A 25,536-nucleotide genomic window follows, 5' to 3' on the forward strand; every position below is an offset into this window, starting at 1 on the left:
AAAATGTAAACAACAAAAAATTTTTGTATAATAAACCATGATTTATATAATTACAGCGCTAAAAAGTGAAGCACAAGCTTTTGTCGACAAGTACAAACTCAAAAAATCAACACTTAAAAACTACACCCTTTTCTTTAACGATCAGATGAAACTAATTGTAAGTAACATCGGTATAGAGAATGCTCGCTTTGCCACACAAACCCTTATCAACTATTATGACATTACAGATGATGACATCTATATAAATATCGGTGTTTGCGGTGCGAATCAAAACCATAATATAGGGGAACTTTTAAAAGTTGGCTCGATTACTCATCAAGAGATAACATACAGTTTTGATGAGGGTATTACCCTTACCTGTGTCGATCAGGAGATACACGGTGGAGGTTTTGAAGCGGTAGATATGGAGAGTTACGGCTTTTACGATGCTGTTATTCACAACCCTGCTATTAAAAATTTTGCGCTCTACAAAGTAGTAAGCGACCATTATGAACCCCACACGCTTAATAAAGATATGGTAAAATCGCTTATCTTTAAACAACTGGAAAATATGGAGCTCTTTTGAAACTACTACTAACTTTTTTACTCTTTCTCTTACCTCTTCAAGCGGAGATTAACGATTCACAATTAAAACAACTGATTGCAAGGATGCTTATTGTTGGATTTGAAGGGGACAGACTCGAGCAAAATTCCACAATCATCCAAGACCTCAAAGACTATCCGATGGGTGGGGTAATCCTTTTTGATAAAAACCTCAAAGAGCCAAGTAAAACAAAAAATATCATTGATCCAAAACAACTTCAAGAACTTACAAAAACACTTCAAGAAAATGCTACGCAACCTCTTTTTATCTCTATTGATCAAGAGGGTGGAAAAGTTGCACGCCTAAAAGAGAGTCAAGGTTTTTACAAGGCACCCTCAGCGAAAGAGGTTGCAACGCTCTCTTTAGCTGAAAGCCGTATCTTTTATAAAAAACAAGCACAAATGCTCCAAGAAAATGGGATAGATCTCAACTTTGCACCGGTAGTTGATCTCTCACTCAATCCAAATAACAAAGTGATAGCAGGACTGGAGCGCTCATACGGAAAAACTCCCAAAGAGGTGGTGTGCTATGCCTCTATCATGATAGAGGAGCAAAATAAAGCTGGTGTTTTAAGTGTTTTAAAACATTTTCCGGGACATGGTTCATCTTTAGAGGATTCCCATAAAGGGTTTGTTGATATTAGCGATACCTGGAGTGAAATCGAGCTTGAACCATATAAACAGCTTATTGCTCAAAACAAGATTGATCTTATTATGACCGCACACGTATTTAATAAACATCTTGATCCCGCTTACCCCGCAACACTTTCACATAATGTAAATACAAAGCTTTTACGTGAACAACTCGGCTTTCGTGGTGTAATAATTAGTGATGATCTACAGATGAAAGCTATTGCTGAGCACTACTCTTTAAAAGAGACTCTGACTCTTGCGATCAACTCAGGTGTCGATATGGTTCTCTTCGGAAACCAGTTAGGATCAAATACTCCTGAGGAGATAATTGAGACTATCTTTACAGAGGTAAAAGAACAACATATCCCTCTTAAGCGTATTGTTGAAGCCAACAACAGGATCGAAGCACTTCATACAAAACAAAAAATCGTTCAAAAACCGATAGTTTTTACACCTCACCGAATTGAGCTGACAAAACAGTATATTAAACAACACTACAATAAAGATGTAGAGAACATAAAAATAACTCCAAAGATGATAGTTCTGCACTGGACGGCTGTAATGGGTCTTGAAGATTCTTTTAAACGTCTTTACCCAGAAGAGTTGCTTACAGATCGAAAAGATATTGCCAACGCTTCGCTTTTAAATGTCTCGTCCCACTTTTTAGTTGATCGAAACGGAACTATCTACCAACTCATGCCCGACAACTATATGGCAAGACACGTGATAGGTCTTAACTATACAACGATTGGTGTTGAGAATGTGGGCGGTGAAGGAAACAAAAAAGAGGATCTTACTCCTGCACAGTTAAAAGCAAACATTGAACTGGTACGTTACCTCAGAACAAAATATCCTACAATTGACTACCTTATCGGTCATCATGAATATAGAGAGTTTGAAGATACACCTCTTTGGCTCGAACGTGATAAAGGATACAGAACTAAAAAAGCTGATCCTGGCGATAAATTTATGAACGACGTACACTCAAACGTAAAAGATTTAGGGCTGAAATCCCATTATGAATAGTGCTTTTTCTTCACTTGACTGGGCTATATTTGCAACCTATCTTGTTATCCTGGCATTAAGTTCGTACTTCTTCTCAAAAATAAAAATCAGTTCAACAAAAGAGTACTTCACCTCAGCCAATTCAATTCCCGCATTAGCCGCTGCGATCTCGATCGTAGCTACTACTCAATCAGCCGCAACCTTTTTAGGTGTCCCGGAGTTTGCCTATAAAAACAACTTTACCCTTATAGGATTTTATATCTCCTCACTTTTGGCGGTGTTGTTTGTAGCGTATGTGTTTGTTCCTAAATTTTATGCGATCAAAGCCCTTACCGTTTATGAACTTTTGGAAAAACGCTACGGAGAAAACTCAAAACGACAAGCGGGAGTTATGTTTTTAGTCGGACGGGTACTTGCCAGCGGTGCACGCCTCTACATCGCCGCTCTTGCTGTGAGTATGATTCTGTTTTTAGATATCTCCTTTTTACATATGGTTTTTGCTATCTCGCTACTGCTTTTTGGAGCACTTATATACACCTATTTCGGAGGAGTGAAGTCGGTCATCTACAGCGACATTATCCAGAGTGTTGTTTATGTGAGTGCCGGCGCTGTCGTTTTTTACTACCTCTACACTTCCTTGCAAGTTGAAGATATCTATACAACACTTCAGTCACTTGGAAAACTACAAATAATCGAGACCTCTATAGACGGAAAGTTTAGCATCTACGGTCTCCTTGGTGGATGGCTGCTTTTAAATATTGCAGCATTTGGACTCGATCAAGATATGAGTCAAAGGGTACTTTCGTGTAAAGATACAAAAGAAGCACAACGCTCACTTATCCTCTCGATCCTTTTTACAATCCCTATCGTGCTACTGTTTTTAGGGATCGGTGCCCTGCTCTTTTTACACTACCAAAACAATGAGATAGTGCAAAGTTTCGGTGATGAGAAGATCACAATCTTTATGTACTACATCTTAAACGAGATGCCAGAAGGTCTGCGTGGCTTTATAACGGTTGGTGCAATTGCCGCCGCACTCTCATCGACAAACTCGGTTTTAGGAGCTATGAGTTCCGTTGCTATTGAGGATATCTACAAACCCTACAAACTAAAAAAAGAGCCCTCTACAGATGAGAGACACTTTTTAAAAGCTTCAAGAACGGGAGTATTACTCTTTGCACTTGCACTCTTTTCAATGGCAGTTATCAGCTACTTTTGGCAACGCTATCTCGAAGTTTCACTTATCGCTTTTGCGTTAGGTGTAATGGCATTTGCTTATACAGGACTTTTAGGGGTTTATTTTTCTGCTATCTTTACAAAAAGGGGGAGTGCAAAGCTTGTCCCTTTTGCACTTTTTGGCGGTTTTTTAACGGTACTGCTTCTGCAAACTTCAGCTTTAGGATTTTCCATAGGGTATGACTGGCAGATAGCAGTTGGAACGCTTATCGCTTTTCTTATTATGATGACAGGAGCTGAAAATGGCTAAATATATAGGGGTAATGAGTGGTACGAGTCTGGATGGAATCGATATAGTACTGTGTGATATTGATAACTCGTGCTGCACACTGCTTCATGCAAATGAATACCCTTACCACAGTGCACTCAAACAAGAGGTACTCCAAATGATAGATGAGCAAACTACACTCAAAAAGATTGGTGAACTCGATGTAAAACTGGGAGATATGTTTGCCTCAAATATCAATGCTTTCATCACGCAATACCAAATAGATACAAATGAAGTGACGGCGATTGGTCTACACGGACAAACGCTTTGGCATGAACCAAACTCTAAACACCCTTTTTCGATGCAATTAGGTTCTGCCAGTGTAGTAGCGGCTCAAACAAACATAGATGTCGTAAACGACTTCCGATCAAAAGATGTTGCTAACGGCGGACAAGGCGCTCCGTTTGCCCCAGCTTTTCATCAATTTGTTTTTGACAGACTCTATAAAAATATAGCCGTTGTAAATATCGGAGGGATGGCAAACGTCACCCTCTTAGGTGATCGTTATCTCGGCTGGGATTCCGGATGCGGCAATGTACTTCTTGATCACTGGATCTTCACAACTCAAGGGAAAAACTACGATCAAAACGGCTCTTTTGCAAAAAGCGGCACTGTAAATGTAGAACTTTTAGCACAGATGTTAAACGATCCCTATTTTGCGAAAAAAGCACCAAAAAGCACGGGCAGGGAATATTTTAATCCTACATGGCTAAAAAAACAACTACAAGATTTTCAAGAGCTCAGCGATGCCGATATCCAAGCTACTCTTACAGAACTCACTGCACAAACAATTGTACAAGATCTAAAAGGTGTTGAAGAGATTATCATTTGCGGCGGTGGTGCAAAAAACAGCTATCTTTGCGAGCGCATTGCACAACTAAGCCACATAGCTGTTAAAACTACCAACGAGTATGGAATTGACAGTGATTTTTTAGAAGCGATGATCTTTGCCTGGCTCGCTTATAAGAGAATAAATAAAGAAACGGTACAATTAAAAGAGATAACAGGAGCGAAAAAAGACTCCATTTTAGGTGTTTTAACATGCAAATAGAACAATTTTTACAAACCACTCCATATAAAGATTTCAAACTCGAAGTAGCCTCAGCCGATGCTAGCTTTCGAAGCTACTACCGTTTAACTAAAGATGATGAGAGTTATATCTTGATGGATGCCTCACTTGAGAAAGAATCGCTTCACCCTTTTTTACTGGTAAGCCAAAAACTTTTAGATGTAGATGTCAAAGCCCCAAAAATTTTTCACCAAGATTTGGAATATGGGTACCTTATACTCGAAGATTTCGGAGATACCAATCTTTTAGATCTGTTAAATGAAGAAAACTTTGAGAGCTTCTATAAAAAAGCGATCGATGAGATTATCAAGATGCAAGGTGCAGATACAACGCAGCTTCCCCTTTATGATAAAGAGTTTTTACATTTTGAGATGGATCTGATGCAGGAGTGGTATCTGGAAAAAAAACTCTCTCTTAACCTCTCTAGAGAAAACAAACAGATGCTCAAACAAGCACTTGAACGCATCTCAGAAATCGTTCTCTCCCAACCGCAAGAGAGTTTTGTACATCGTGACTTTCACTCTCGTAACATTATGGTAAAAGCTGACGGCTCACTTGGCATTATCGACTATCAAGACGGGATGAGCGGTGCTATCACCTACGATCTTGTGTCACTTTTAAAAGATTGCTATATCTCTTTTGAGAGAGAAAAAGTTGAGCAGTTGGTACTCTATTTCCGCGATCGACTCGGACTTGAGGTGGAAGATGAAGAGTTTTTAAAATGGTTTGATTTTATGGGCTTGCAACGCCATATAAAAGTGCTTGGGATCTTTTCACGCTTGCACCTTCGAGACAATAAAGAGGGCTATTTAAAAGATATCCCACTTACCCTCTCTTATGTGCTTGAGACCGCTTCAAGATATGATGAGACAAAAGAGTTGGCTGCCTTTTTAAAGAGCTTTGCATGAAAGCAATGATACTTGCAGCCGGACGTGGAGAACGGATGCGTCCCCTTACCGATACTACGCCAAAACCTTTACTTAAAGTGGGCGGCAAAGAGCTTATTGTATGGCATATAGAGAAATTGGCAAAAAACGGTTTTAAAGAGATTGTGATCAATATCGCCCATCTTGGGCAGCAAATACCGGAAGCTTTAGGTAACGGAGAGTGTTGGGGTGTTAAACTCTACTACTCTGACGAGCAAACAAGCGGTGCACTTGAAACTGCAGGGGGGATCAAAAAAGCGCTCTCTTTTTTAGGAGATAAGCCTTTTTTGGTGGTAAACGGTGACGTGTTTTGCGACTATGAATTTGATCCTGCATTTGATCTGCAAAATAAACTTGCCCATCTTGTTTTAGTACCAAACCCTCCACACAATGAAAAAGGGGATTTTGGCTTAGAGAACTCTTTAGTTGTAAACCACTCAAGTGAGTTGTGGACATTTTCAGGTATAGCTTACTATAATCCTATGATATTTAATACTGTTAAGCTAGAAAAATCACCGCTTGCACCGCTGCTTCGTCAACTTATAGATCAAAAAGCAGTAAGTGGGGAGATTTTTAAGGGACTATTTAAAGATATCGGGACACCCCAAAGGTTGGAAGAGATAAATGAGATACTTACTACTACTTCTTAGCATTACAGCAACAACGCTTTTTGCAAAGCAATATACAAACTGTACATTTCAAAACGAGCACCATAGCGACGTTTGTAAACAGGTTGTAAAACACGGGGTAAGCTACGATTATGCAAACAGATTTCTCCTCTCTTATTTTAAAACACAAAAGTTTGATGAGATTAGCTGGAAATATCTTAAACCAAAATACATTAAGTACCATAAACAAAACGAAAAAAAAGCAAACAATGTGCTTGTATCTCATGTCCCAAAGATGGTTGAAAACCTCAAAAAACATCAAGAAGCATATCACTATGCAGAGACAAAGTACGGGGTAAACAAAGAGATAATTGCCGCCATTTTACTTAAAGAGACAAAGCTTGGTAAAATTCAACCCACTCATGATGCCTTCATTGTTTTTAATACTATAGTTACACGTCTGCCAAATCCAAAAACTCCCCGTGAAAAATGGCTGCTGAAAATGGGGAAAACAAATATGGCAAAGATTATAGAGTATTGCTATAAAGACAATATACAACCTGAAGAGTGTAATCTTCCAAGCTCTTATGCTGGGGCTGTAGGGATCCCTCAGTTTATGCCAAACAGCTTTATCTATGCGCAGTCATATAAAAACACTATCCCCGATCTCACAAATATGGATGATGCTATCGTTTCTGTTGCAAAATTTTTACATAAAAAAGCGGGATTTGATACTCCGATCGACTGGGAAAAGATGAGAGATATTCCAACGATCGAACAAGAGTGGTATCAGTATGAGTTTGATTATAAAAACACTTCGTTTGTATATGAGAAAAACACAAAGACAGGTGCACCATACAGATGTTTCACAAAGAATAAGCCGCAACTCGACTACCTCAAAGGGTATATGAAAAAAGTTATGCGCTATAACAACTCATCGAACTATGCAATCGGTGTAATCCGACTTGCACACGATGCAGCCTTACTTCTCAGAAAGTAAAACTAACTCCAAAGTACCGCTTATATAGTTTGCAAAAAATGTAAGTACTTCCAAATCGTTTTCATCGAAATCAAAACGGCTTTTATTAAGCAGCTGCATGATCCCCATAATCTCCCTTTTTGAATTAAAGATAGGGATAGTGATCATATTTTTAGTTGTATAACCGCTCTTTTTATCGATATTGGGTAAAAATCTAGGGTCTTCATAAGGGTTATTAACAAGTTGCGCCTCTTTTTTTAGATAAGTATCACCCACAATCCCCGAATTTAAAGAGAGAACAATACGCCCTCCGATTCCATCACTGAGTTTTGTCCATAAAATATTTTCAGATTCATCTACTATAAAAATAGAACAACGATCAGCATTTACAATCTCTTTAGCTTCTTTAGCAATTAGTTCTAAACTATCCTCAATATTTTCTACTTTGACTAACTCTTTTCCAAATGCCGCTATTTCATTAAACTTATTCATCAACTTCCTCATCTTTGTATGTATTTAATAACTCAATAAAACCACTTACATAGTGTGCAAAAAAGATCATAAAACGAACATCATCATTATCAAAATCATCTGCTTTATTTAACAGCTCCAGTACACCGATAATATCCCTTTGTGAATTAAAAATAGGTGCTGTTACAATATTATTTGTTTTATATCCTGTTTGTTCATCTATCTCAGTTAAAAATTCAGGATGGGAATAAGCATCGTTTGTAATGACAGGTTTTTTCACTTTGATCGTATAGCCTACAATCCCTTTGTTTGATGGAATATTGATCTTCTCAATCCCATCAGCAAGTGTTGTCCATAATTCATTTTTTGCGGCATTATAGATAAAAATAGAGCATCTCTCAGCCCCCACTACCTCTTTTACATATTTTGCAATATGGGGAAGCCCTTGCTCTAACGATTTTTTATCTAGCAGCTCTTTTGCAAACTCAGCTAATTTTTGTGATCTAGTTACGTACTTCATCGCAAAAGCCTCTCTTTCTTTTGTTATAGACTTCCATTTAGAAGTCTATAAATATTATAGTGTAAAATTACAATAAAAAAAAGGAATAATTATGGGGAAAATAACAATTTGGCACAATCCTCGATGTTCAAAATCTCGTCAAGCACTTTCACTTGTAGAGGAAAACGGATGTGAAAAAGAGATTGTAAAATATTTAGAAGAGACACCGACAAAAGATGAGATTAAAAACATACTCTCTATGTTAGGAGTTTCTGCAAGAGAGATGATGCGTACAAAAGAGGATATCTACAAAGAATTAGATCTAAAAGACGAGAACAATGAAGAGAAGCTGATCGATGCTATGGTTGCAAATCCAAAGCTCATCGAACGCCCTATTGTGATAAAAAATGACAAAGCAGTGATCGCAAGACCACCTGAAAAAGCACTTGAACTTCTTTCATAATTCTATTGTTTTGATTAACCGATAATTATGCTACACTTTTCTAGAACTAAAATTTTTCTAGGAGAGTTGCATGGATAAAATCTACAATTTAGCAATAGTGGGAGCTGGGCCTGCTGGGATTGCGACTGCTGTTGAAAGTTACCTACAAGGGATTCGTGATATCGTTTTACTTGAAAAAGATATCAAACACAACTCTACAATCAGAAAATATTACAAAGATAACAAACGTGTCGATGTTGAATGGAAAGGGCAAAAAGTTGAACTTGACGGAAACATCTACTTTATAGACGGGACTAAAGAATCTACTTTAGATTTCTTTGACGAGATCCTAGATAATCATTCGGTTGAGCTCCAAACTCAGGTAGAGGTACAGTCTATCAAAAAAGAGGATGGGTACTTTGAAGTGTTTATGGCCGGAAGCAGTATCAAAGCAAAATATGTAGTGGTAACTATCGGACGTATGGGAAAACCGAACAAACCATCTTACAAAATTCCTCCAAGTATCAGAAAAAAAATCAACTATACAACAGATGAATGTAGTGAAAATGAAAAGATCTTGGTAGTTGGCGGTGGAGACAGTGCTGTTGAATATGCAGTTGATCTAAGCGCTAAAAACGATGTTACGATCTGCTATAGACGTGAGACATTCAGACGTGCAAACCCTACAAACCAAAGGGATATCTCAAATGCGATCATGCACAAAGAGGTCAATCCCCTCCTTGGCATCGACATTGATGGACTTGAAGATGAAAACGGTAAAGTAAAAGTGCTTTTCTGCGATGAAACGACAGATATATATGACAGAGTTATTTATGCTATCGGCGGTACAACACCAAGTGCTTTTTTATCAAGTTCAGGAATTCAAGAAGAGGATGGAAAACCTGTTCACAATGATTATTACGAAACAAATATAGAGGGTCTTTTTGTTGCAGGTGACATCACTCAAGAGAGTGGAGGAAGTATTGCACTAGGGCTTAACCACGGATATGCAATCGCTTGTCATATCCAAAACAGAGAGTGCTAAGTATAGCTACTGCTCTACTTTTAATCTCTCTATAATCACTCCGTTATCCCGTATAAACTTAGAGATAACTTCTGAGTGTGTATGCTCATACGGTTTGAGATACACTATTCTTTTAATCCCTGAAGCGATAAGGTTTTTACTACATTCACTACAAGGCTCAAGCGTTACATAGATAGTTGCACCTTCAATAGAGATCCCTTTTCTAGCTGCCCAGATAATTGCGTTCATCTCAGCATGGATCTCGTATGTTTTACTCCATTCATGATGATCAGAAGTATATTCATTTTCCCAGTGTTCACAACAGTTGATATATCCTGCAGGTGTACCGTTGTAACCCGTGCTGAGGATTCTGCCGTCTTTTACGATCACTGCTCCAACTTGTTTTGAAACACACTTTGAAGCATTTGCTATCTCTACTGCAATATTTATAAAACTTTTATCACTGATCATCAGGCATCCTAATGATGTTAATATCCGCATTGTCGCGTAACCTTGCGAAATAGTCGTTTAATACAACTTCCCTTTTCCCCGCCATAATTGCATTGATGATCTGGTTCTTTACACTTGCGATTCCTGCTGTTTTTGCAGACTCTACAGACTTAATGTAGAAACTCATAAAGCCCCCTTTACCGTTTGGAACAACAGGTGTAAAAGTGTGTAGAGGAGTTCTGCTTAATAGCGAAGATAATTCAGGGGAAATTCTCTCATATGGTAATACCTGTTCGTTCGTTGCAATCTCAGGTGAGTAAAACATAGGATTATCAACTTTTTCCTGTAGTAACTCTTTACTTTGTGCATCATAGATCACAACCGTAAAAGATGCAGGATGGGAAAATTCCTCTTTGTGAAGTTCATAATATTCATTGATCTCCTCATCGCTCGGTTCATCCATTGAAGCATAAGCGATAGCACTGTAAAGTTTTTGCGATAAAAGCTTTTGTTTTACCTTCTCTTTTAATTCTGTAGAGCTTAGTCCGTTAGCTTCTCTTACCGCATTATAAAAATCACTGATGCTCATATTGTTTCTTGAGGCCATCTGCTTAATATCATCATACACTTCTGAAGAAGAAACTACAATTTTTCTCTCCTCAATTTCAGCTGCTTCAAGTTTTTGACGTATCAATACATCTGTCGCTTGTTTTACATCAGTATGGGAAGTTTTCATCTCTTTTTTTATATCTTCTAAAGTGATAGCTTCATTTTTCACAACTACCGCTACACCGTCATATACTTTCGCTTCTATAAAACTTGCAAATAATAAAATAAATAAAATCTTTCTCATGAGTACCCATATATTTAAAATTGAGAGTTATTTTACCCATTTTTAACCAACAATAGCCTAAAATTACGCACTTAAAAATAAAAGGGTTTAGAAATGGTTGTTACTCGTTTTGCTCCAAGTCCTACAGGATACTTACACATTGGTGGTTTGAGAACTGCACTTTTTTCTTACTTATGGGCAAGAAAAAACGGTGGAAAATTTGTTTTACGTATTGAAGATACAGATAAAGCTAGAAATTCTGAAGAAGCGACGGAAGCGATCCTCAAAGCATTTAACTGGTTAGGGCTTGTTGCTGATGGAGAGGTAACATACCAAAGTAAACGTGACGATATCTACGCAAAATACATCGAGCAACTCCTTGAAGAGGGAAAAGCCTACAAGTGTTATATGACTAAAGAGGAGCTAGAAGAGCTTCGTGAAACACAAATGGCAAATAAAGAGCGTGCAAAGTATGACGGTAGATACCGTGACTTTGAAGGGACTCCTCCTGAGGGTGTTGAGCCGGTTATCCGTATTAAAGCTCCTATTACAGGTGAGATCATAGTGCGTGACGGTGTAAAAGGGGATATCACTTTTCAAGCGGAAGATATCTTAGATGACTTCATTATTGCTAGATCTGATGGAAGCCCTACATATAACTTTGTTGTAGCTGTTGATGATGCTTTAATGGGGATCAACGAAGTTATCCGCGGAGATGATCACCTCTCAAATACTCCAAAACAGATCGTAGTGTATGAGGCTCTTGGGTTTGATATTCCGAAGTTTTATCATGTGCCTATGATACACAATTCACAAGGGAAAAAACTCTCTAAACGTGACGGTGCAACCGATGTTATGGCTTACAAAGAGATGGGTTACACTCCTGAAGCACTGCTGAACTTTTTAGTACGTCTTGGATGGAGTCATGGAGATCAGGAGATCTTCTCAATGGAAGAGATGATGGAGCTTTTTGATCCAAAAGATATCAATAAATCAGCTTCGATCTACAATACTGAAAAATTAGACTGGCTAAACTCTCACTATATCAAAAACACGAGTAACGAAACTCTTGTAGAACTGTTACATGACTACGAGCTCGTACTCACATCTCACGATAAAAAAGAGATCTTACTCGATGCACTTAAAGAGCGTGCGAAAACACTTCAAGAGTTAAGTGAACAAGCAAAAGAGATCATTGCGACTCCTACAAGTTACGATGAAAAAGCTATGAAAAAAGCTGTAAAAGCAGATACTTCTGCAATTATCGAGAACTTCAAAGCTAAACTTATCGCGGCTGAAGGTATCCACATGCCTACAGAGTATCATCACCTAATAGAAGCTGTAGTAAACGAGATGGAGATCGGTTTTGGTAAAATCGGGCAACCATTACGTATAGCTATGCTTGGGAAAATGGGTGGACCTGGTCTTGATGTGATTATGTCTGTGATTGGAAAAGAGGAAAGTTTAAAAAGGATAGAGAGCTTTTTAGACTCTTTGTAAAATAAGAGAGTAAAAACTCTCTTATAATTGTTTATGGAACAGCTGTTGGTGTAACACCGGCACTAGTAAATGATGCATCTGCAGCTGTTTGAATATCACTTTTTCTAGTATCTAAATATGTATTTAACCCTGCTACTAAGCCAACACCCACTACAACTAAAAGTAATGCAACTAAAACTCCACTCATCCCTTTTTGAGACTTTAAACGCTTGAAAATCTTTTTCAAGTCTACTCCTTTTTTTGTGATAATATTATGACAATATTGTGATTATTGTATCACAAAAAATTATAATATACAAATAGAATTTGCTTAGTTTTATTATTATATTTTATTATAATTTATTTGTGTATTTTTTTGAGATCCATAAACTATTTTCTAACTTCTCACACTCTGTCAAACAATCTTCATCGATCTTTAACCATTCAATCCCATCTATTAGCTTTTCATCGCCCACTTTAAATTTATGTCCCGCTTTCCAAACTGAGACTTTTTGAGAGTCTGTCGTTGAGGGATTATCACGTACATAAATGTTTTCGATATTCACTTCATATATACCAGTTTCCTCTACTTTTTTATTCTCCTCTTCGGAAACTTCAATAATATCCTCTGAAACAGCTTCTTTTTCCTCCTCTTCAATTACGGGTATAACCTCATCGTTTATAGTTGTATTTTGCTCCTCTACAATTACAGGCTGTTGTATTACAACAGTATCGTTTTTAACTGCCAAAGGTTCTTTTTGAACTTCTATAGTGCTATCCATATCTAAAAGTGTATCGTGCAGTTTAGTACTATTGTTTGTAAAATCTCTATAGTATCGTCTGTCATCTACATTTTCGTTTGCGTCAACTATTTCAGGGACTAAGAAGAAAAGAAGATCATTCCCTTGAGTACTTTTTACCGAATGGGTAAAAAAGTCTCCAACTACAGGAATATCTCCAAGAAGTGGAAGTTTCTCTTCTTGATCAACATCCTCTGAATGGAGTCGTCCTCCAAGTGCAATCACTTGTCCAGATTTAACAACAACATTTGTCTTAATGTTTTTACTTACAAAGGAGGGTACGAATATATTGTCCCCCAGCTGTACATCATGCTCTTTATTTGTATCGAATTCACTATCTTTAATGTCTACATCGATATACATATAGCCATCTTTTTCCATAAACTTTGTATTTAATACCAATGTCAAACCGTATTCTCTTTCCGCTACATTGATTGTTGGTGCATATCCTGCATTTTGCGTCATCCCTACAGGTATATATACTTCACCACCTACACGAAACGAAGCATTTTTATCTTCGGTTGAGATTAGCACGGTATCATCTAAAATTTTACCTATCCCCTTCTCTTCCAAAAAGTTCAACATCCCTGTTACAGATGTTCCAGTTGAAGCAGTAAATCTTCCAGTCTCATCTAAAAGCCATCCACTAAAAGTTGCCCAATTGCTTGCTGCTGAATTTATAGATAATCCACTATGTTTACTAAAAAAGTCCAGTCCTGTCACTCCACCAAGATCTCTTGCTTTTTTATTGTTAATCTCAACCAAATAAAGCTTAGTTCTAATCATTTTATTTACTTTATTTGTCTCTGTCAGATCCATTGTTGTGTTAAGATCGACTCCTGCATTTTCAAGAAGCTTGTAAACTCTGTTTTTATTGTGAGGATCTTTAAAAGTTCCAGTCATTACTGTTGAGCCGTCCCCTACTTTATTAAGCCTCAAACTAGGTTCAATAAAGTTAACCATCTTTTGTATGTACCCTAAGTTTTTGTTCACATATACATGATAATTTTGCATGCTGCCGTCTCTATAAACTAACAGTATAGATGTTGTCCCTGTTTCTTTACCAAATATCTTTAAAAATCTACTAGAGCCTTCACCTTTGAGTAAAGAGACATTAATCATATCTTTATTACCGACAACTACTTTTTTTATAGTTTTATGCAATGGCACTATATTATATTCATTATCAAATACAACCAAATCATTTGCGTAAAGTTGCATACTTATCGCTAAAAACACTAACGCTAAAATTTTCTTCATTCCATTTTCCCCTTATTCACATGTAATAACTACAGATCCATTTTGGTCAACATATGAATATGTATTCATCTGCGTTGTTATAGTTTTATTTTTTAAATATGTTCCAGTATATGTGTATTGCACTGTTACATCTATCTCCCCACTGTTAGCAGCATTTACTGGTGTAGGAAAAGTTATATTTGTTTGATTTGGACAGAGTGAATTGACTCTAGTTAAATAGTTGTCATAATCTGCACTATCACTAAAATCTCGTAAATCTTCTCTTGATATCAAAAAATCAGATGTAAGATTTGCAATCAATTTAAGTTTATAATCTGCTTGCATAGCCGACCAATAATCAAGTAAAATTACTACAATAAAAGCTAAAGTCGGCAACACAACTAAAAGTGTCGCCATAATTTGCGGTAATCCTAAACTACCGTTTCTAAATAAACGTTTATTGTTCATAAGAGATACTTGCCTCATCTAAACGTTTTATAGCTCTTCTTTGCTTTACTGTAGCAACATAATCTGCCAACATCTTCTCTTTTTTCTTTTGGATATCTTCATCTTGTACTTTAGAACACTTTACAATCCATAGGTGTCCACTATTACCTTTTGTATTATAAACTCGGTTACCGTTAAGTGCTTGTGTTTTATAGTAAAGCATTAAAAAGTTTTTTATATCTTTTGGAGAGATCTCTAAAATAATATTTTGTGCAAATACAGGTTTACCTTCCACATATGATGAGAGATAACTGTTTGTCATTTTTCCATTAGCTACAAAAGAGTCTATAGTAATATTTAGAGCAATATATTTTGTTTTAAAATCGATTTCACGACCCTTTTGAGTATTTTCGACAGAAACAATATCTATCTTATCCCCTTTTCTAAGTGATGTATCTATATTTTTAAAAACAGATATTGGAATTGAAACAGTATCAAATACTTCATCTTTTAACTCAGGTTTCTCTTGTTGTACTTTACTTTTTATCACTACACTACTGTTTTGTTCTTGCGGTTTGACGAGTGCTATTTTCTGCTCACGGATCGGCTCATTTTTGAATATATCTACAACTGCATATCTTCCTATAATTTCACTTGCCGTTAAGGGCATCCCTACAAGATACTCTTGAGGTAACTTTGCTTTTTTAATAGTATTTGCACTTAAAAGTTCCCCTTTTTGAATATCTCTTGTTGTAACAAATATTTCAACAAACTTTACTTTGTTCACTTGATTTTCAAGTGCACTCTGCTTTGAGTACATCAATAAAGCAAGTGATGTTGTAAAAAGTACTAAACCAATTAAAATTAGTACCACCATTCTCATCTGTTTATTTTTCATAATTCCCCTTTTATTAAAATCCCGGCATCAACACATCTGCAGCCATCGGAAATGCAACCATTGCTATCACTGCAGGTAAAATAAATAGAAACATAATAAATGTGATGTTTATATTCATCGTTGCTGCTTTTTTTTCAATACCTAAGATCTCATTTTGTTTAATTTCAACGGCCTGATTTTCAAAAACTGACTTTACACCGATACCTGTTTCTTCAGATAGACGCATAAAACCGGCAATTGACGCTATCGCTTCAGAACCTGTTCTAGAAGCAAGGTTTCTACATGCTACTTCATTTCCATAAGTAATAAACTCATATTTAAAGATTTTAGATTCCTCAATAAGATCCTTACCTAAAACTTCCGTCGCATCACTTGTAACCTTATCTATGGCATTATTAAGTCCCCCACCACCTTCTAAGATAATAATTAGCAGATCAATAAAAACAGCAAGATCGTTATCGATTCTTTTGATTCTTGCTTTCATCTGTTCATCTATATATAAAAAAGGAGCTAGACCCATTATTCCCATACCTATAATTACAAGCAAAATAGTAAATAGTTGTCCCATATCTAAAATAAACGGGAGCGCAATAATTGAAGCCCCTGCTAAAACTGAAGCTATTAAAATCTCATTAAACTCTTTTCTTGTAAGTCCTGCACGAGTCAGTTTTACTTTAAATTCAGCCTTTTTACTGTTTTCCACTTTATTCATTACAGAATTTGCATTATCCAACTGAAAAATATATTCTATAAGCTTATAGTGTTTATATCTGATCTTGATCAGCCAAAAAATTCCAAAGCCGATAACCAGGATCGATACAAACAACAAAGCTAATGCAAGTCCCCCTATCATTTATCTACCTTTGTAATAAAACTATTAGCAAGCATCCCTAAAAAGACCCATATCATGATTCCTAGCAATTGAAATCTTCCAAATTCTGATTCCATAAAGTACTGATGAATTTTTCCATCAAAATTACCGTTTAATATAAAATATAAAAGAATTGCAATACCCACTACTACATAAGAACCAAAGTTCCCTTCCCTTGTTAAAACATCAACTTTATCTTGCATCTTTTTTCTGTAACTTATCGTCTCTTCAACCTTAGCCAATGTATTTGAGAACTGACCACCACTTTCTCTACCAATTTTGATGGCAAGTGCAAAGATCTTTAACTCTTTTGAATCAACATGTTTATACATATTTTCAAAAGCTTGTACTTCACCTACTGTATTTTTTTCTTGAAAAAAATCTTGAAATACCTCTTTTAAAAGCTTTGAACTTGAAACAGAAATTGACTTAAAAAGCGCCTGCTCAAAACCTATACCGTTTTTCATCATCTTTACAAGAACTGAAATAGCTACAGCTAAAGCTCTGTTAAACTCTTTTTTTCTACGTCTTATAACCATTTTAAGAAACATATATGTGAGTAATAATGCGATTGGTGTACCTATAATAAATCCTGACCAATGTTGTAAAAATAAAACAAGTAAAAAATCTACTATTACTATAAACATCAGTACAAAAATTAAAAATAACTCTATAGATATTTTTATACCACCCAAAAAAAGGTATGCACGTAATTTTGCCCATAATGACTGTTTATCATTTTTCTCTTTTGCTGCATTCAATAAAGCCTCAACTTCAGAATCTTTAGAAAAAACAACATCTTTGACATAATTTAAATGCATCATTCTTTGGTACTGTGTATAAAAGATATACAGTAACATGGTACCGCTAGCACTTAAAACCAATAAAGCAAATATTTCTATGTAACTCATGATTGCAGGTTTGGCCATCTTTCTAAAATATTTTTTGTACCACCAAATGATGCTTGAACAATCTCATTCATATAATTGGTTTTCCAACCACACATTCTACTTGGATGAAAATCTTTTAACTCTTTGATAATCATCTCTTTCGTCACAACAAAATCATTATCAAAAATACGATTTTCAAGTACTACACCATGTTGCAGCATCTTATTTACAGCTCTTGTTGAAGCAGAAACGACTTTAAAGTTTCCGGAAGAATCCATTGGATTATCATTGTTAATCACACGAGAAAATTCAAATACATCAAGCATTGACACAACACCGTTATCTTCAACCCTTTTCTCAGGTTCTGATATTTTAACTATACGTCTTCTTCCATCCGGGAAACGGACAATCTGAACAATTAGATCAACTGCAGAGATAATTTGTGAACGAACAAAATTCATATTTGCCGTAGGACGAGCTTCAAGAAACATATTCTCTATCCTTACAATAGCTTCTTTAGTATCATCTGCGTGAATTGTAGTCATTGAACCCGGATGTCCAGTATTCATTGCATTGAGCATTGTTACAATCTCTGGTCCACGACACTCTCCAACAATGATTCTCCTTGGACTTGAACGGAGTGCTGTACGTAAAAGGGTTTCAATAGTAACTGCACCTGCACCCTCTTCGTTTTCGGGACGTGCTTCAAAAGAACGGATAGAGTGGCATGGTAACTGCGGCTTCATCTCTTTTGTATCTTCAATAGTTAAAAGCTGATCTCTCTCATCAATAAAACGCGTAACTGCATTTAAAAAAGTGGTCTTACCGCTTGATGTCCCGCCCGAAACTACAATATTTAGTTTCCCTTTAACCGCTTTGATCAAAAAGTATGCCATTTTAAGATCAATCATATGAGAATCTATCAAACTCTCAAACAATAAAGGGATTTCACGAAACTTTCTTACAGTTACGTAAGAACCCGGATTACCATCTTTATCAATATTTGCTGCAATTGGTGGAATTTGTATCTCTATACGGGAACCATCTGGAAGTTTTGCTGAAGCAATAGGAGAGGATTCATCAACTTTTCTATTTGACTCATTGAGCATACGGGAGATGATTTTCCTTAAATCCTCTTCACTTCTAAAACGAAACGGTGTCGTAAGTGTCTGTCCTTCATAAATCACATCTATATAGTCTTTTGTATTAACAATAATATCATTTAAACCATTACCAGCTAAACGTGCGATTGTTGTAATTGGTCCATAATACAAAAGATTATCAATTAAAAAGTCTGCAATCTCACCCTTTAAAGATGTTTTTGGGATACTAAACTCACTGATATGCTTTAAAACAACTTCTCGTACCATTTTCTCTGTAAGTTCAGCTTTTACATTTAACTTCTCTATAAATCTATCATATATATGGCAAGCAAGCTCATAATATTGTTCATCTCTATATAAAAGCGGAAAACAAAAACTTGTACATGACAAGTCATCAACAACTATATCTTCTTCTGGAACTTTTGCTTCAACATCACTCTCTAAAGCGTTTGAAAAGCCTCTTATTTTTTCTCTTAAAGCCACTCTTTAACCCTTGAAAAAATAGATTTGTTATGCACTTTTTCTATCTGTGTTACTTCTCTATCAAAGATAAAAAATTTATTGATCATCACTCTGAGCCCTTCCATAAAAGGTGCTTCAGGATATACGTCACACACTAACTTTGCTTCATTCCAACACTCTCTTAAATGAAGTGCATCATTAGGAAGTGAATGTGCTATCTCAAAGTTATGTTTTAACCCTTTTGATAAAATCTTTTTAGCCTCTTCGTGCGTTACACTTCCATAAGCATCAGCACGATTTGCAATAATATGCGCTTTGTTATACCAACCGCTTCGGTCAATAATATCTATATATGTTTTAAGTATTGACATCGATGGTATATTAAACTCTGTAATTACAAAAATATCATCTGCCAACTCTTGAATATCAATCTCCAAATCTTGGTCTTTAAACACACCTACATCGATTAAAATAAAATCAAAAAGCTCTTTAATCTGCATAATAAAGTTCAGAAATACTTGAATATTTTCAGTGCGTCCAAACTCCTCTTTATCTGTATGTTTTTGAATACCAGGAACAAAAAAAAGATTATTGCTCAATTTGATCAGACCATGATTATAAAGTTCATCTACATCAAGACTCTGTGTACTAGCAATATCTATGATAGTTTTAGAGGGTTGAATAACATCAAAAAAAAGATTTGAGATAGCTTTTGTATCTGTAAAATCCAAAAACAATACATTTTTATCTAAATGCTCATCTGCTATCGTTTTTGCAAGATTCATAGTAATCGTTGTTGTTCCTACACCACCATTGATACCTGTAAAGACAGAAACATTACTGTTCCCCTTTCTTTGTTTAATTACATTCTGGGAATTTGTAATATATTGAATAATATCATCAGAATCTATCTGTTCATAATTAAGATAAATATCTACACCTAGTTTTCCGGCTAATAATGAGAAAGCAACATCATCTTTCCCAATAACAATCATATATACATTGTTTGAAAAGTTCATAGTCTCAAGAGCTTGGATATCTTCTAAATTTTCCACTTTGTATAGTAAAACAATATCACGATTTCTATTAGCTGCATAGAAGCTTATAAATTCTTCAATATTTGGAAAGTTTTGCAGTTCTGTATATTCATCCTGGAGATCAAAACAACACTCCTCATGATTTGGTGAAACATATGCTATAACCATCTTTACTCGCCTCTTTTAATATCTAATAATTTATATGTTGATGTTGTCCCTGCTGAGCCAGGAGAAAATCCTTCTACCTCTTTAAGATGTAAAATCAAGCCTTTATGCACTTTTTCTTTATACTCATATACGCTGTATCCTTCATCGCTTAAGAGGTTGTCTAGTTGTGCATCATATGTCTCTCCACCCTCACTCGTTCCTTGTAAAAAGCTTGTAAAACTTGTAAAGGCATTAAAAATAGTCTCGAAAAGACCTTTTTTCTGCTCCCCTTGATTACGCTTACACCAGTCAAGCCAATCGTCTGTAGATACATTTACAATGTCATGTGTACTAAACCAAACAGTTTTTGTCGTTACATTTAGTTCCGAATAAGCATCACTTCCACTACTGCCAAAAAAGCTACTGAAAAAACCACCGTCATCCATATCAAACTCTGTATTTGTCTCTATACCTTTTGTAAAAGTTTGTTTGCCTGACGGCCATGACATGATAAAAAAACTACCACTTGACTGCACAGTACATGATTCCACTTCCGTTCCGTAAATACTTTCTAGGCCTAGTAAAGAAAAATGTTTAAAATCTGTTACCTTTATACCATTTGTCTCTATAAATGTAAGGGGCATCGGATTTATAAAATCAAATTCGGCTGAAACCATTTCAGTAATATTGTTAGATTCTTCCCCAAAGAAAAACCTGAACATAGAACTTGCCATAAATGTAATTGGTTTAAAAAGTTCAGATACTACCGTTGTCTTTCCACTAGTAGCATCTAATTGTGTTTTCTCACTAAGATAGTTATGCCCATCCAAGTTGCCTGCAAGTGTTAAGAGAGTTGTTTCCGTATCTTCTACAACTGAATCAGACTTTACTTTGATGTTTGTCTCATTATTAATGAATGGCATAAACATTGAAAGACCAAAAAAGCTGATCCCTTTACATGTTAAAGAGTCAGGATCGTAACTAAAAAACAATCCGTTACATCCTGTTGTCTCTTCTATAATCTGAGAGTTATAATCAAGTAATGAAACACGTTTTGTACTATCTGCTGTATTTATTTCATTTGTATAAACAGCACTCTCTTTTTCAAGAAGATACTCTTTTTGATGTCCAAAAGTGATATTTGCTATATATCTGTTTCTTTGCTCTGGAGACTCACTTCCTGTCGTATATGTATTAATATCTTTTGAGAAAAAACTGGTAAACATCGATACAAGGTATCCAAAAAATGTTGTTGGCTTTTCACTTGCAGCATCTTCTGCAGTACCTTCACTATAATATTTTCCATCTCTAAATACATCTAGTGCATAAAATGCATCATTATTTGTTGAGTTATAGTTTAAAGCAGCATCAAAAGGGATTCTATATTCTCCTGTTGGAAGTGGGTTACCTATACCGTCTAACTGCATATCGGGATTATTTAAAATACCTTGATTGATCAAGAAAGGTTTTTGTCCCGAACACCCCTGAGAATCAAGTCCCCCATCTTCACATGCATAACTACTCTCTACATTTACACGTACTTTTCCAGAAGTAGCAATTAGATCAAAATTTGTTTCTTCAGAACCGGAACCATTCCATGAGAATTTTGTCCAAAAATGTTTTACTTTAAAATTTGTTGTTTTTATAGAAACTTCTTGATCATACAAACTGTTCCCATACTTATCTTCCCCAAAATAAGTTTCATTTCCAAATGTCACAGTTGTATCTGTTTTCTCTGCTAACAAAGTTGTACCTAAAACTATCATTGACAATATTATCGCTTTTATTTTCAACTTCACTCTCCCCTTTATTCTATGTTATTTGAAACCATAATATATTCAATATAGGCATCAACTTTTTGATTGATCTCATCTTCACTTAAAGTAAGTCCCTGCTCTTTTGCTTCAGATTCAACTTTATGTCTATAACGGACAGCAGATATCAAAAGTTTCTCTTGAAGATGCTGTAAATTTGTGGCATCATTTACATCATGAAGGTTTTCATTTGCACCCCCCATAAAAGCTATAAACCAAAATATAGCCATCACAGCGATCAACAATGGTACTAATGCTGCCGAAGCGTTTCTCATAAAATCCCTATCATATATGCACTAAGTGCTGCCAAACTCATTGCCGGTGCAAAGGCAAACGATTTTCTATGTAACAAAGCTAAAATTAATAGGTGTATCACTCCTGAGAGTGCTATAAAAACACCAACTTGTTCTAAGCCCAAAAATAGTGCGCAAAAAGCACCAAACCTTATATCTCCACCACCAAAAACCATACCAAAGAGTATCGGTATTATAAAGATAAAAACTACTAACCCTACGGCTATGAAGTCCGTCATTACCAGAGTCTCATTACTCCACTTTAATAAACCAATAAATAGTATTGCAGGAATAATAATCTTATCCGGTATCAATCTTTTTTTATAATCAATATAGGAGACAATGCTTGCAATAAATATAAAAAAACTTAATAGCAAGAGACTCCAATTAAAATTAAAGTTTTATAATATTTTGTGATATAAATGTGATTATAGGAGAGGGAACCTTAACTTAAATTGAAATCAACTTAAATAAGGTATTATTATCTAACTTTTTTTGTTATTTTACACAAATTAAAAAAAATGATAATTTTTTGTTATTTTATTCATCAATTATCTATTCGATTATATATAATAAATACTTATTTATTTTTTAATTCGAACTTTCCGACTGCACAAGATACAAAACTTTTTGCTTTGGTAGCATTACTGTCAATAAAACTAAGTTTTTCATCACTCATTGGATATCCAAGCTTTTTTAATGCCGTTCTTAACGTTTCAATATTTTCATCTTTAATATCTAAACTTATCTCTCTTGGCAATACATCAAGATTTACCTCAACTTCACCGAAATCCTCTTTTAATTTTGTTATGAGTGTGTTTGCACATCCACCACACTTTACATTTTCAACTTGAAACGTTTGTTTCATTTTTTCATCTCCTTTTTAATTTGCTCCGCCACTCGAAAAGAGTTTGCATAAATGGTCCATGTATAAGGTACGCTTCCCCCTGTCGGCATAAAACTCGCATCGCTTACATAAAGATTTTCTAGTTCATGGGCCTTACAGTTGCGATCAAGAACCGAGGTGTTCGGGTCATCTCCAAATCTACATCCTCCGGCAACTAAGTTAGGCGGCGGAGCACTTGAGATGTTATACTCTATCTCAACGGCGCCCATCTTTTCTAAAACGTTGAGGGCTTTTTTTGCCAAAAACTCACCCACTTCTATATCCTGTTTATGTCCATAAAGATTGATAACACCTACGGGCATACCGTATTTATCTTTCTCCTCTTTATCAACATCTACAAAACATCTGTCGGTAGGCAACCAGTCGTTAAAAACTTCAAATGTCAAAACACGGGAGGTTGTGAGTCTTTTATGGATTTTCTCCATCAAGGCCTCACCCCACATTAGATTACCCTTGTCATCATACACTTCTTGATTGACACGGGATATAATATTTTGATGTTCAAATAAAAAGTCGATCGTCCCCCCTTTATACAACTTTTCACCCTCTTTATACTCATACCAGTCTTGCAGACTTCTGTTAAAAAAGACTCCAACCTCCATCAACTCTTGTTGCTGTTGTTTTGAAAGCTTTTCAAAAATAAAGCGTCCGCTTCCCATCCCACCGGCAGAGAAGATAAGATTTTTTCCAACTTGGTTATTGTTATTGGCCAAACCGTGTGGAAAGTACTTATCTTTTGAGTTGAGTAGCAATCTTGATGTCTCGATCGCTTGAGCTGCCAATACAAATATCTTCGCATTTACCACGTGGGTAATATTGTGTTTTGTTTTATAGTACGCTTTATTCACCCTCTTCCCATCACTCTCCAAGCGATACACAAAAGCATCTGTAACTATCTTTGCATCACATTTCTGCAGCAGTGCAGCCCTTGCACTCCCCTTTGCTCCGCTGGCACATCCATAACTTCCGCAAAAGTTTGAATAGTAACAGCTGTTGCGCTCTAAGGAATCTTGAGAAAGGATAGCGCGAGGTGTCGGGATAGAGGTGTAACCTAAAGCATCACACGCACGATCAAACCATTTTACGGCACCGTTTGTTTTCAGATCTGGAAATGGAAACTGCGGAGTTGTCCGCTGCTCTTGAAACTTATGTGCAACCACTCTACCGCTCACCCCTATAACTTTTTCCACTTTGTCATAGTAAGGCTCTAACTCTTCATACGATATGGGCCAGTCGACAATATTTGCACCCTCTATTGCACCATAAGTTGAGAGCAGTTTAAAATCTTGCGGTTTGAGTCTATGAAAATAACCACTCATTAAGTTAGAAGAGCCTCCAACCAAAGAACCGTTCCAAAAATTCCAGTTATATTCAGCCCCGTCATAACGATTATACTGCCCATCTTTATATTCATTAATGATATGTTTTTGTTCACTTAGCGGCGGTGTAAACATCTCCCGTCTCGATACGGCCAATTCATCTTTATTGAAATCTTTTTCACTGTAGTACTCACCCTTTTCAAGTACAATAACTTTATACCCTGCACGTGAGAGCTCATACGCGATCGGAGCACCACCGGCTCCACTTCCGACTATACAAATATCATACATCAGATATACACCTTTTTTGGACGGGGGATGCCACCTTGAAACTCTAACCATTTCCAACCGGCTTGTTTATTATTTCCGCCGTAGATCGGGTCACCTAACATCGCTTCAAAGGTGTAATTCATAATATCATACAGAAAACTTTCACCCCACGAAGTTTTTGCAATGCTCTGCAATAAAGATTCACGTTGATGTTTTGCAAGTTTTACATACTCTTTGTGATAAGATTTGATCGATTCTTCATTCAACCATTTCACACCGTTTTTTAAAAACTCTTTATCGCTTTTTGCGATTCTTTTATGCTTGAAGACAATATGCATATATGAGATCACATGGATCTCTAACTCTTCAGCCTGTGGCACAAGATCGTTTTGGAGTACTTTAATCGTTGCATAGGGTGTAGTAACGCCAAAAAGAGTACATCCGTTAAACAAAAAAACCGAAGAGCTTAAAAAGCCGTATTGTAAAAACTTTCTTCTTGAATTATTCATATCAATTATTATATACCTTTTTTATAT

At 36.0% G+C, this 25,536-nt stretch carries 28 protein-coding genes; 10 read left to right on the forward strand and 18 right to left on the reverse strand.

All coding sequences use genetic code 11. The features are described from left to right. Nucleotides 1–37 precede the first annotated feature (37 nt). Genes FJR03_RS10810 through FJR03_RS10840 form a run of 7 tightly spaced genes read left to right on the forward strand, consistent with a single transcriptional unit; the run spans nucleotide 38 to nucleotide 7,327 of the window. A complete protein-coding gene (locus FJR03_RS10810) occupies nucleotides 38–565 on the forward strand; it encodes a nucleoside phosphorylase-I family protein (RefSeq protein WP_193113510.1) in 528 nt (175 codons plus the stop codon). Beyond that, complete coding sequence (locus FJR03_RS10815) at nucleotides 562–2,241, forward strand: glycoside hydrolase family 3 N-terminal domain-containing protein (protein WP_226962125.1); 1,680 nt, start codon at nucleotides 562–564, stop codon at nucleotides 2,239–2,241. The genes FJR03_RS10810 and FJR03_RS10815 overlap by 4 nt, the downstream gene beginning before the upstream one ends. Further along, on the forward strand, nucleotides 2,234–3,706 hold the full coding sequence (locus FJR03_RS10820; RefSeq protein WP_193113511.1) for a sodium:solute symporter: 1,473 nt from the start codon (nucleotides 2,234–2,236) through the stop codon (nucleotides 3,704–3,706). The genes FJR03_RS10815 and FJR03_RS10820 overlap by 8 nt, the downstream gene beginning before the upstream one ends. Further along, nucleotides 3,699–4,775, forward strand: a complete 1,077-nt coding sequence (locus tag FJR03_RS10825) for an anhydro-N-acetylmuramic acid kinase (RefSeq protein ID WP_193113512.1) — start codon at nucleotides 3,699–3,701, stop codon at nucleotides 4,773–4,775. Before FJR03_RS10820 ends, FJR03_RS10825 begins: the two co-directional genes overlap by 8 nt. Continuing rightward, complete coding sequence (locus FJR03_RS10830; protein ID WP_193113513.1) at nucleotides 4,766–5,701, forward strand: aminoglycoside phosphotransferase family protein; 936 nt, start codon at nucleotides 4,766–4,768, stop codon at nucleotides 5,699–5,701. Before FJR03_RS10825 ends, FJR03_RS10830 begins: the two co-directional genes overlap by 10 nt. Then, nucleotides 5,698–6,369 (forward strand): N-acetylmuramate alpha-1-phosphate uridylyltransferase MurU, encoded by a 672-nt coding sequence (gene murU / locus FJR03_RS10835; protein WP_193113514.1) that lies wholly within the window; start codon nucleotides 5,698–5,700, stop codon nucleotides 6,367–6,369. The genes FJR03_RS10830 and murU overlap by 4 nt, the downstream gene beginning before the upstream one ends. Next, on the forward strand, nucleotides 6,344–7,327 hold the full coding sequence (locus FJR03_RS10840) for a lytic murein transglycosylase (protein WP_193113515.1): 984 nt from the start codon (nucleotides 6,344–6,346) through the stop codon (nucleotides 7,325–7,327). The genes murU and FJR03_RS10840 overlap by 26 nt, the downstream gene beginning before the upstream one ends. Here FJR03_RS10840 and FJR03_RS10845 read toward each other — a convergent pair. Both FJR03_RS10845 and FJR03_RS10850 read right to left on the reverse strand, forming a co-directional pair. Beyond that, complete coding sequence (locus FJR03_RS10845; RefSeq protein WP_193113516.1) at nucleotides 7,310–7,798, reverse strand: GAF domain-containing protein; 489 nt, start codon at nucleotides 7,796–7,798, stop codon at nucleotides 7,310–7,312. The two genes, FJR03_RS10840 and FJR03_RS10845, sit on opposite strands and share 18 nt — an antisense overlap. Further along, nucleotides 7,791–8,297 (reverse strand): GAF domain-containing protein, encoded by a 507-nt coding sequence (locus tag FJR03_RS10850; RefSeq protein WP_193113517.1) that lies wholly within the window; start codon nucleotides 8,295–8,297, stop codon nucleotides 7,791–7,793. Before FJR03_RS10850 ends, FJR03_RS10845 begins: the two co-directional genes overlap by 8 nt. 91 nt (nucleotides 8,298–8,388) lie before the next feature. On the opposite strand from FJR03_RS10850, the gene arsC reads away from it, so the two are divergent. Beyond that, nucleotides 8,389–8,739 carry an arsenate reductase (glutaredoxin) gene (arsC, locus tag FJR03_RS10855; protein WP_193113518.1) on the forward strand — a complete coding sequence of 117 codons (351 nt, stop codon included), beginning with the start codon at nucleotides 8,389–8,391 and terminating at the stop codon, nucleotides 8,737–8,739. Nucleotides 8,740–8,809: 70 nt separating this feature from the next. Next, nucleotides 8,810–9,763, forward strand: a complete 954-nt coding sequence (locus FJR03_RS10860; RefSeq protein ID WP_193113519.1) for an NAD(P)-binding domain-containing protein — start codon at nucleotides 8,810–8,812, stop codon at nucleotides 9,761–9,763. A gap of 6 nt (nucleotides 9,764–9,769) precedes the next feature. Here FJR03_RS10860 and FJR03_RS10865 read toward each other — a convergent pair whose 3' ends face one another. Both FJR03_RS10865 and FJR03_RS10870 read right to left on the reverse strand, forming a co-directional pair. Then, nucleotides 9,770–10,213 carry a deoxycytidylate deaminase gene (locus tag FJR03_RS10865; protein ID WP_193113520.1) on the reverse strand — a complete coding sequence of 148 codons (444 nt, stop codon included), beginning with the start codon at nucleotides 10,211–10,213 and terminating at the stop codon, nucleotides 9,770–9,772. Beyond that, entirely contained in the window at nucleotides 10,203–11,045 is an 843-nt protein-coding gene (locus tag FJR03_RS10870; RefSeq protein WP_193113521.1) for a peptidylprolyl isomerase, read from the reverse strand. Before FJR03_RS10870 ends, FJR03_RS10865 begins: the two co-directional genes overlap by 11 nt. Before the next feature lie 93 nt (nucleotides 11,046–11,138). Between FJR03_RS10870 and gltX the strand changes: the two genes are divergently transcribed. Next, nucleotides 11,139–12,524 carry a glutamate--tRNA ligase gene (gene gltX, locus FJR03_RS10875; protein WP_193113522.1) on the forward strand — a complete coding sequence of 462 codons (1,386 nt, stop codon included), beginning with the start codon at nucleotides 11,139–11,141 and terminating at the stop codon, nucleotides 12,522–12,524. 31 nt (nucleotides 12,525–12,555) lie between these two features. Here the strand turns inward: gltX and FJR03_RS10880 are convergent, their stop codons facing one another. From FJR03_RS10880 to FJR03_RS10945, 14 genes are all read right to left on the reverse strand, one after another. Beyond that, entirely contained in the window at nucleotides 12,556–12,750 is a 195-nt protein-coding gene (locus FJR03_RS10880; RefSeq protein ID WP_193113523.1) for a hypothetical protein, read from the reverse strand. A 106-nt stretch (nucleotides 12,751–12,856) separates the two neighbouring features. Further along, nucleotides 12,857–14,563: a pilus assembly protein N-terminal domain-containing protein gene (locus tag FJR03_RS10885; protein ID WP_193113524.1), complete on the reverse strand. Its 1,707-nt coding sequence runs from the start codon at nucleotides 14,561–14,563 to the stop codon at nucleotides 12,857–12,859. A gap of 12 nt (nucleotides 14,564–14,575) precedes the next feature. Further along, complete coding sequence (locus FJR03_RS10890; RefSeq protein ID WP_193113525.1) at nucleotides 14,576–15,028, reverse strand: hypothetical protein; 453 nt, start codon at nucleotides 15,026–15,028, stop codon at nucleotides 14,576–14,578. Further along, nucleotides 15,000–15,887: an SAF domain-containing protein gene (locus FJR03_RS10895; protein ID WP_193113526.1), complete on the reverse strand. Its 888-nt coding sequence runs from the start codon at nucleotides 15,885–15,887 to the stop codon at nucleotides 15,000–15,002. The genes FJR03_RS10890 and FJR03_RS10895 overlap by 29 nt, the downstream gene beginning before the upstream one ends. 13 nt (nucleotides 15,888–15,900) lie before the next feature. Continuing rightward, nucleotides 15,901–16,740 (reverse strand): type II secretion system F family protein, encoded by an 840-nt coding sequence (locus tag FJR03_RS10900; RefSeq protein WP_193113527.1) that lies wholly within the window; start codon nucleotides 16,738–16,740, stop codon nucleotides 15,901–15,903. Continuing rightward, nucleotides 16,737–17,582 (reverse strand): type II secretion system F family protein, encoded by an 846-nt coding sequence (locus FJR03_RS10905; RefSeq protein WP_193113528.1) that lies wholly within the window; start codon nucleotides 17,580–17,582, stop codon nucleotides 16,737–16,739. Before FJR03_RS10905 ends, FJR03_RS10900 begins: the two co-directional genes overlap by 4 nt. A gap of 83 nt (nucleotides 17,583–17,665) precedes the next feature. Further along, entirely contained in the window at nucleotides 17,666–19,234 is a 1,569-nt protein-coding gene (locus tag FJR03_RS10910; RefSeq protein ID WP_193113529.1) for a TadA family conjugal transfer-associated ATPase, read from the reverse strand. After that, nucleotides 19,225–20,418 (reverse strand): CpaE/TadZ family protein, encoded by a 1,194-nt coding sequence (locus FJR03_RS10915; RefSeq protein WP_193113530.1) that lies wholly within the window; start codon nucleotides 20,416–20,418, stop codon nucleotides 19,225–19,227. The genes FJR03_RS10910 and FJR03_RS10915 overlap by 10 nt, the downstream gene beginning before the upstream one ends. A 2-nt stretch (nucleotides 20,419–20,420) precedes the next feature. Then, nucleotides 20,421–22,190 carry a hypothetical protein gene (locus tag FJR03_RS10920; RefSeq protein WP_193113531.1) on the reverse strand — a complete coding sequence of 590 codons (1,770 nt, stop codon included), beginning with the start codon at nucleotides 22,188–22,190 and terminating at the stop codon, nucleotides 20,421–20,423. 14 nt (nucleotides 22,191–22,204) lie between these two features. Continuing rightward, nucleotides 22,205–22,486, reverse strand: coding sequence for a hypothetical protein (locus tag FJR03_RS10925; RefSeq protein ID WP_193113532.1), 282 nt, complete (start codon nucleotides 22,484–22,486; stop codon nucleotides 22,205–22,207). Beyond that, a complete protein-coding gene (locus tag FJR03_RS10930; protein ID WP_193113533.1) occupies nucleotides 22,483–22,881 on the reverse strand; it encodes a prepilin peptidase in 399 nt (132 codons plus the stop codon). The genes FJR03_RS10925 and FJR03_RS10930 overlap by 4 nt, the downstream gene beginning before the upstream one ends. Nucleotides 22,882–23,084: 203 nt before the next feature. Continuing rightward, a complete protein-coding gene (locus FJR03_RS10935; RefSeq protein WP_193113534.1) occupies nucleotides 23,085–23,372 on the reverse strand; it encodes a heavy-metal-associated domain-containing protein in 288 nt (95 codons plus the stop codon). Continuing rightward, nucleotides 23,369–25,021 (reverse strand): GMC family oxidoreductase, encoded by a 1,653-nt coding sequence (locus tag FJR03_RS10940; protein WP_226962126.1) that lies wholly within the window; start codon nucleotides 25,019–25,021, stop codon nucleotides 23,369–23,371. Before FJR03_RS10940 ends, FJR03_RS10935 begins: the two co-directional genes overlap by 4 nt. Beyond that, the gene (locus FJR03_RS10945; RefSeq protein ID WP_193113535.1) at nucleotides 25,021–25,509 is read right to left on the reverse strand and encodes a gluconate 2-dehydrogenase subunit 3 family protein; all 489 of its coding nucleotides are present in this window, start codon (nucleotides 25,507–25,509) and stop codon (nucleotides 25,021–25,023) included. The genes FJR03_RS10940 and FJR03_RS10945 overlap by 1 nt, the downstream gene beginning before the upstream one ends. Nucleotides 25,510–25,536 lie beyond the last annotated feature (27 nt).

The sequence above is a fragment of the Sulfurimonas marina genome (genome assembly GCF_014905095.1).
Taxonomy (GTDB): domain Bacteria; phylum Campylobacterota; class Campylobacteria; order Campylobacterales; family Sulfurimonadaceae; genus Sulfurimonas; species Sulfurimonas marina.

Excerpts from the sequence above, each read along its gene's own strand:
- FJR03_RS10810 (WP_193113510.1), top strand. The coding sequence starts at position 38 with ATGATTTATATAATTACAGCGCTAAAAAGTGAAGCACAAGCTTTTGTC.
- FJR03_RS10820 (WP_193113511.1), top strand. The coding sequence starts at position 2,234 with ATGAATAGTGCTTTTTCTTCACTTGACTGGGCTATATTTGCAACCTAT.
- FJR03_RS10825 (WP_193113512.1), top strand. The coding sequence starts at position 3,699 with ATGGCTAAATATATAGGGGTAATGAGTGGTACGAGTCTGGATGGAATC.
- FJR03_RS10830 (WP_193113513.1), top strand. The coding sequence starts at position 4,766 with ATGCAAATAGAACAATTTTTACAAACCACTCCATATAAAGATTTCAAA.
- murU (WP_193113514.1), top strand. The coding sequence starts at position 5,698 with ATGAAAGCAATGATACTTGCAGCCGGACGTGGAGAACGGATGCGTCCC.
- FJR03_RS10840 (WP_193113515.1), top strand. The coding sequence starts at position 6,344 with ATGAGATACTTACTACTACTTCTTAGCATTACAGCAACAACGCTTTTT.
- FJR03_RS10845 (WP_193113516.1), bottom strand. The coding sequence starts at position 7,798 with ATGAATAAGTTTAATGAAATAGCGGCATTTGGAAAAGAGTTAGTCAAA.
- FJR03_RS10850 (WP_193113517.1), bottom strand. The coding sequence starts at position 8,297 with ATGAAGTACGTAACTAGATCACAAAAATTAGCTGAGTTTGCAAAAGAG.
- arsC (WP_193113518.1), top strand. The coding sequence starts at position 8,389 with ATGGGGAAAATAACAATTTGGCACAATCCTCGATGTTCAAAATCTCGT.
- FJR03_RS10860 (WP_193113519.1), top strand. The coding sequence starts at position 8,810 with ATGGATAAAATCTACAATTTAGCAATAGTGGGAGCTGGGCCTGCTGGG.
- FJR03_RS10865 (WP_193113520.1), bottom strand. The coding sequence starts at position 10,213 with ATGATCAGTGATAAAAGTTTTATAAATATTGCAGTAGAGATAGCAAAT.
- FJR03_RS10870 (WP_193113521.1), bottom strand. The coding sequence starts at position 11,045 with ATGAGAAAGATTTTATTTATTTTATTATTTGCAAGTTTTATAGAAGCG.
- gltX (WP_193113522.1), top strand. The coding sequence starts at position 11,139 with ATGGTTGTTACTCGTTTTGCTCCAAGTCCTACAGGATACTTACACATT.
- FJR03_RS10885 (WP_193113524.1), bottom strand. The coding sequence starts at position 14,563 with ATGAAGAAAATTTTAGCGTTAGTGTTTTTAGCGATAAGTATGCAACTT.
- FJR03_RS10890 (WP_193113525.1), bottom strand. The coding sequence starts at position 15,028 with ATGAGGCAAGTATCTCTTATGAACAATAAACGTTTATTTAGAAACGGT.
- FJR03_RS10895 (WP_193113526.1), bottom strand. The coding sequence starts at position 15,887 with ATGAAAAATAAACAGATGAGAATGGTGGTACTAATTTTAATTGGTTTA.
- FJR03_RS10900 (WP_193113527.1), bottom strand. The coding sequence starts at position 16,740 with ATGATAGGGGGACTTGCATTAGCTTTGTTGTTTGTATCGATCCTGGTT.
- FJR03_RS10905 (WP_193113528.1), bottom strand. The coding sequence starts at position 17,582 with ATGATGCATTTAAATTATGTCAAAGATGTTGTTTTTTCTAAAGATTCT.
- FJR03_RS10915 (WP_193113530.1), bottom strand. The coding sequence starts at position 20,418 with ATGGTTATAGCATATGTTTCACCAAATCATGAGGAGTGTTGTTTTGAT.
- FJR03_RS10925 (WP_193113532.1), bottom strand. The coding sequence starts at position 22,486 with ATGAGAAACGCTTCGGCAGCATTAGTACCATTGTTGATCGCTGTGATG.
- FJR03_RS10935 (WP_193113534.1), bottom strand. The coding sequence starts at position 23,372 with ATGAAACAAACGTTTCAAGTTGAAAATGTAAAGTGTGGTGGATGTGCA.
- FJR03_RS10940 (WP_226962126.1), bottom strand. The coding sequence starts at position 25,021 with ATGTATGATATTTGTATAGTCGGAAGTGGAGCCGGTGGTGCTCCGATC.
- FJR03_RS10945 (WP_193113535.1), bottom strand. The coding sequence starts at position 25,509 with ATGAATAATTCAAGAAGAAAGTTTTTACAATACGGCTTTTTAAGCTCT.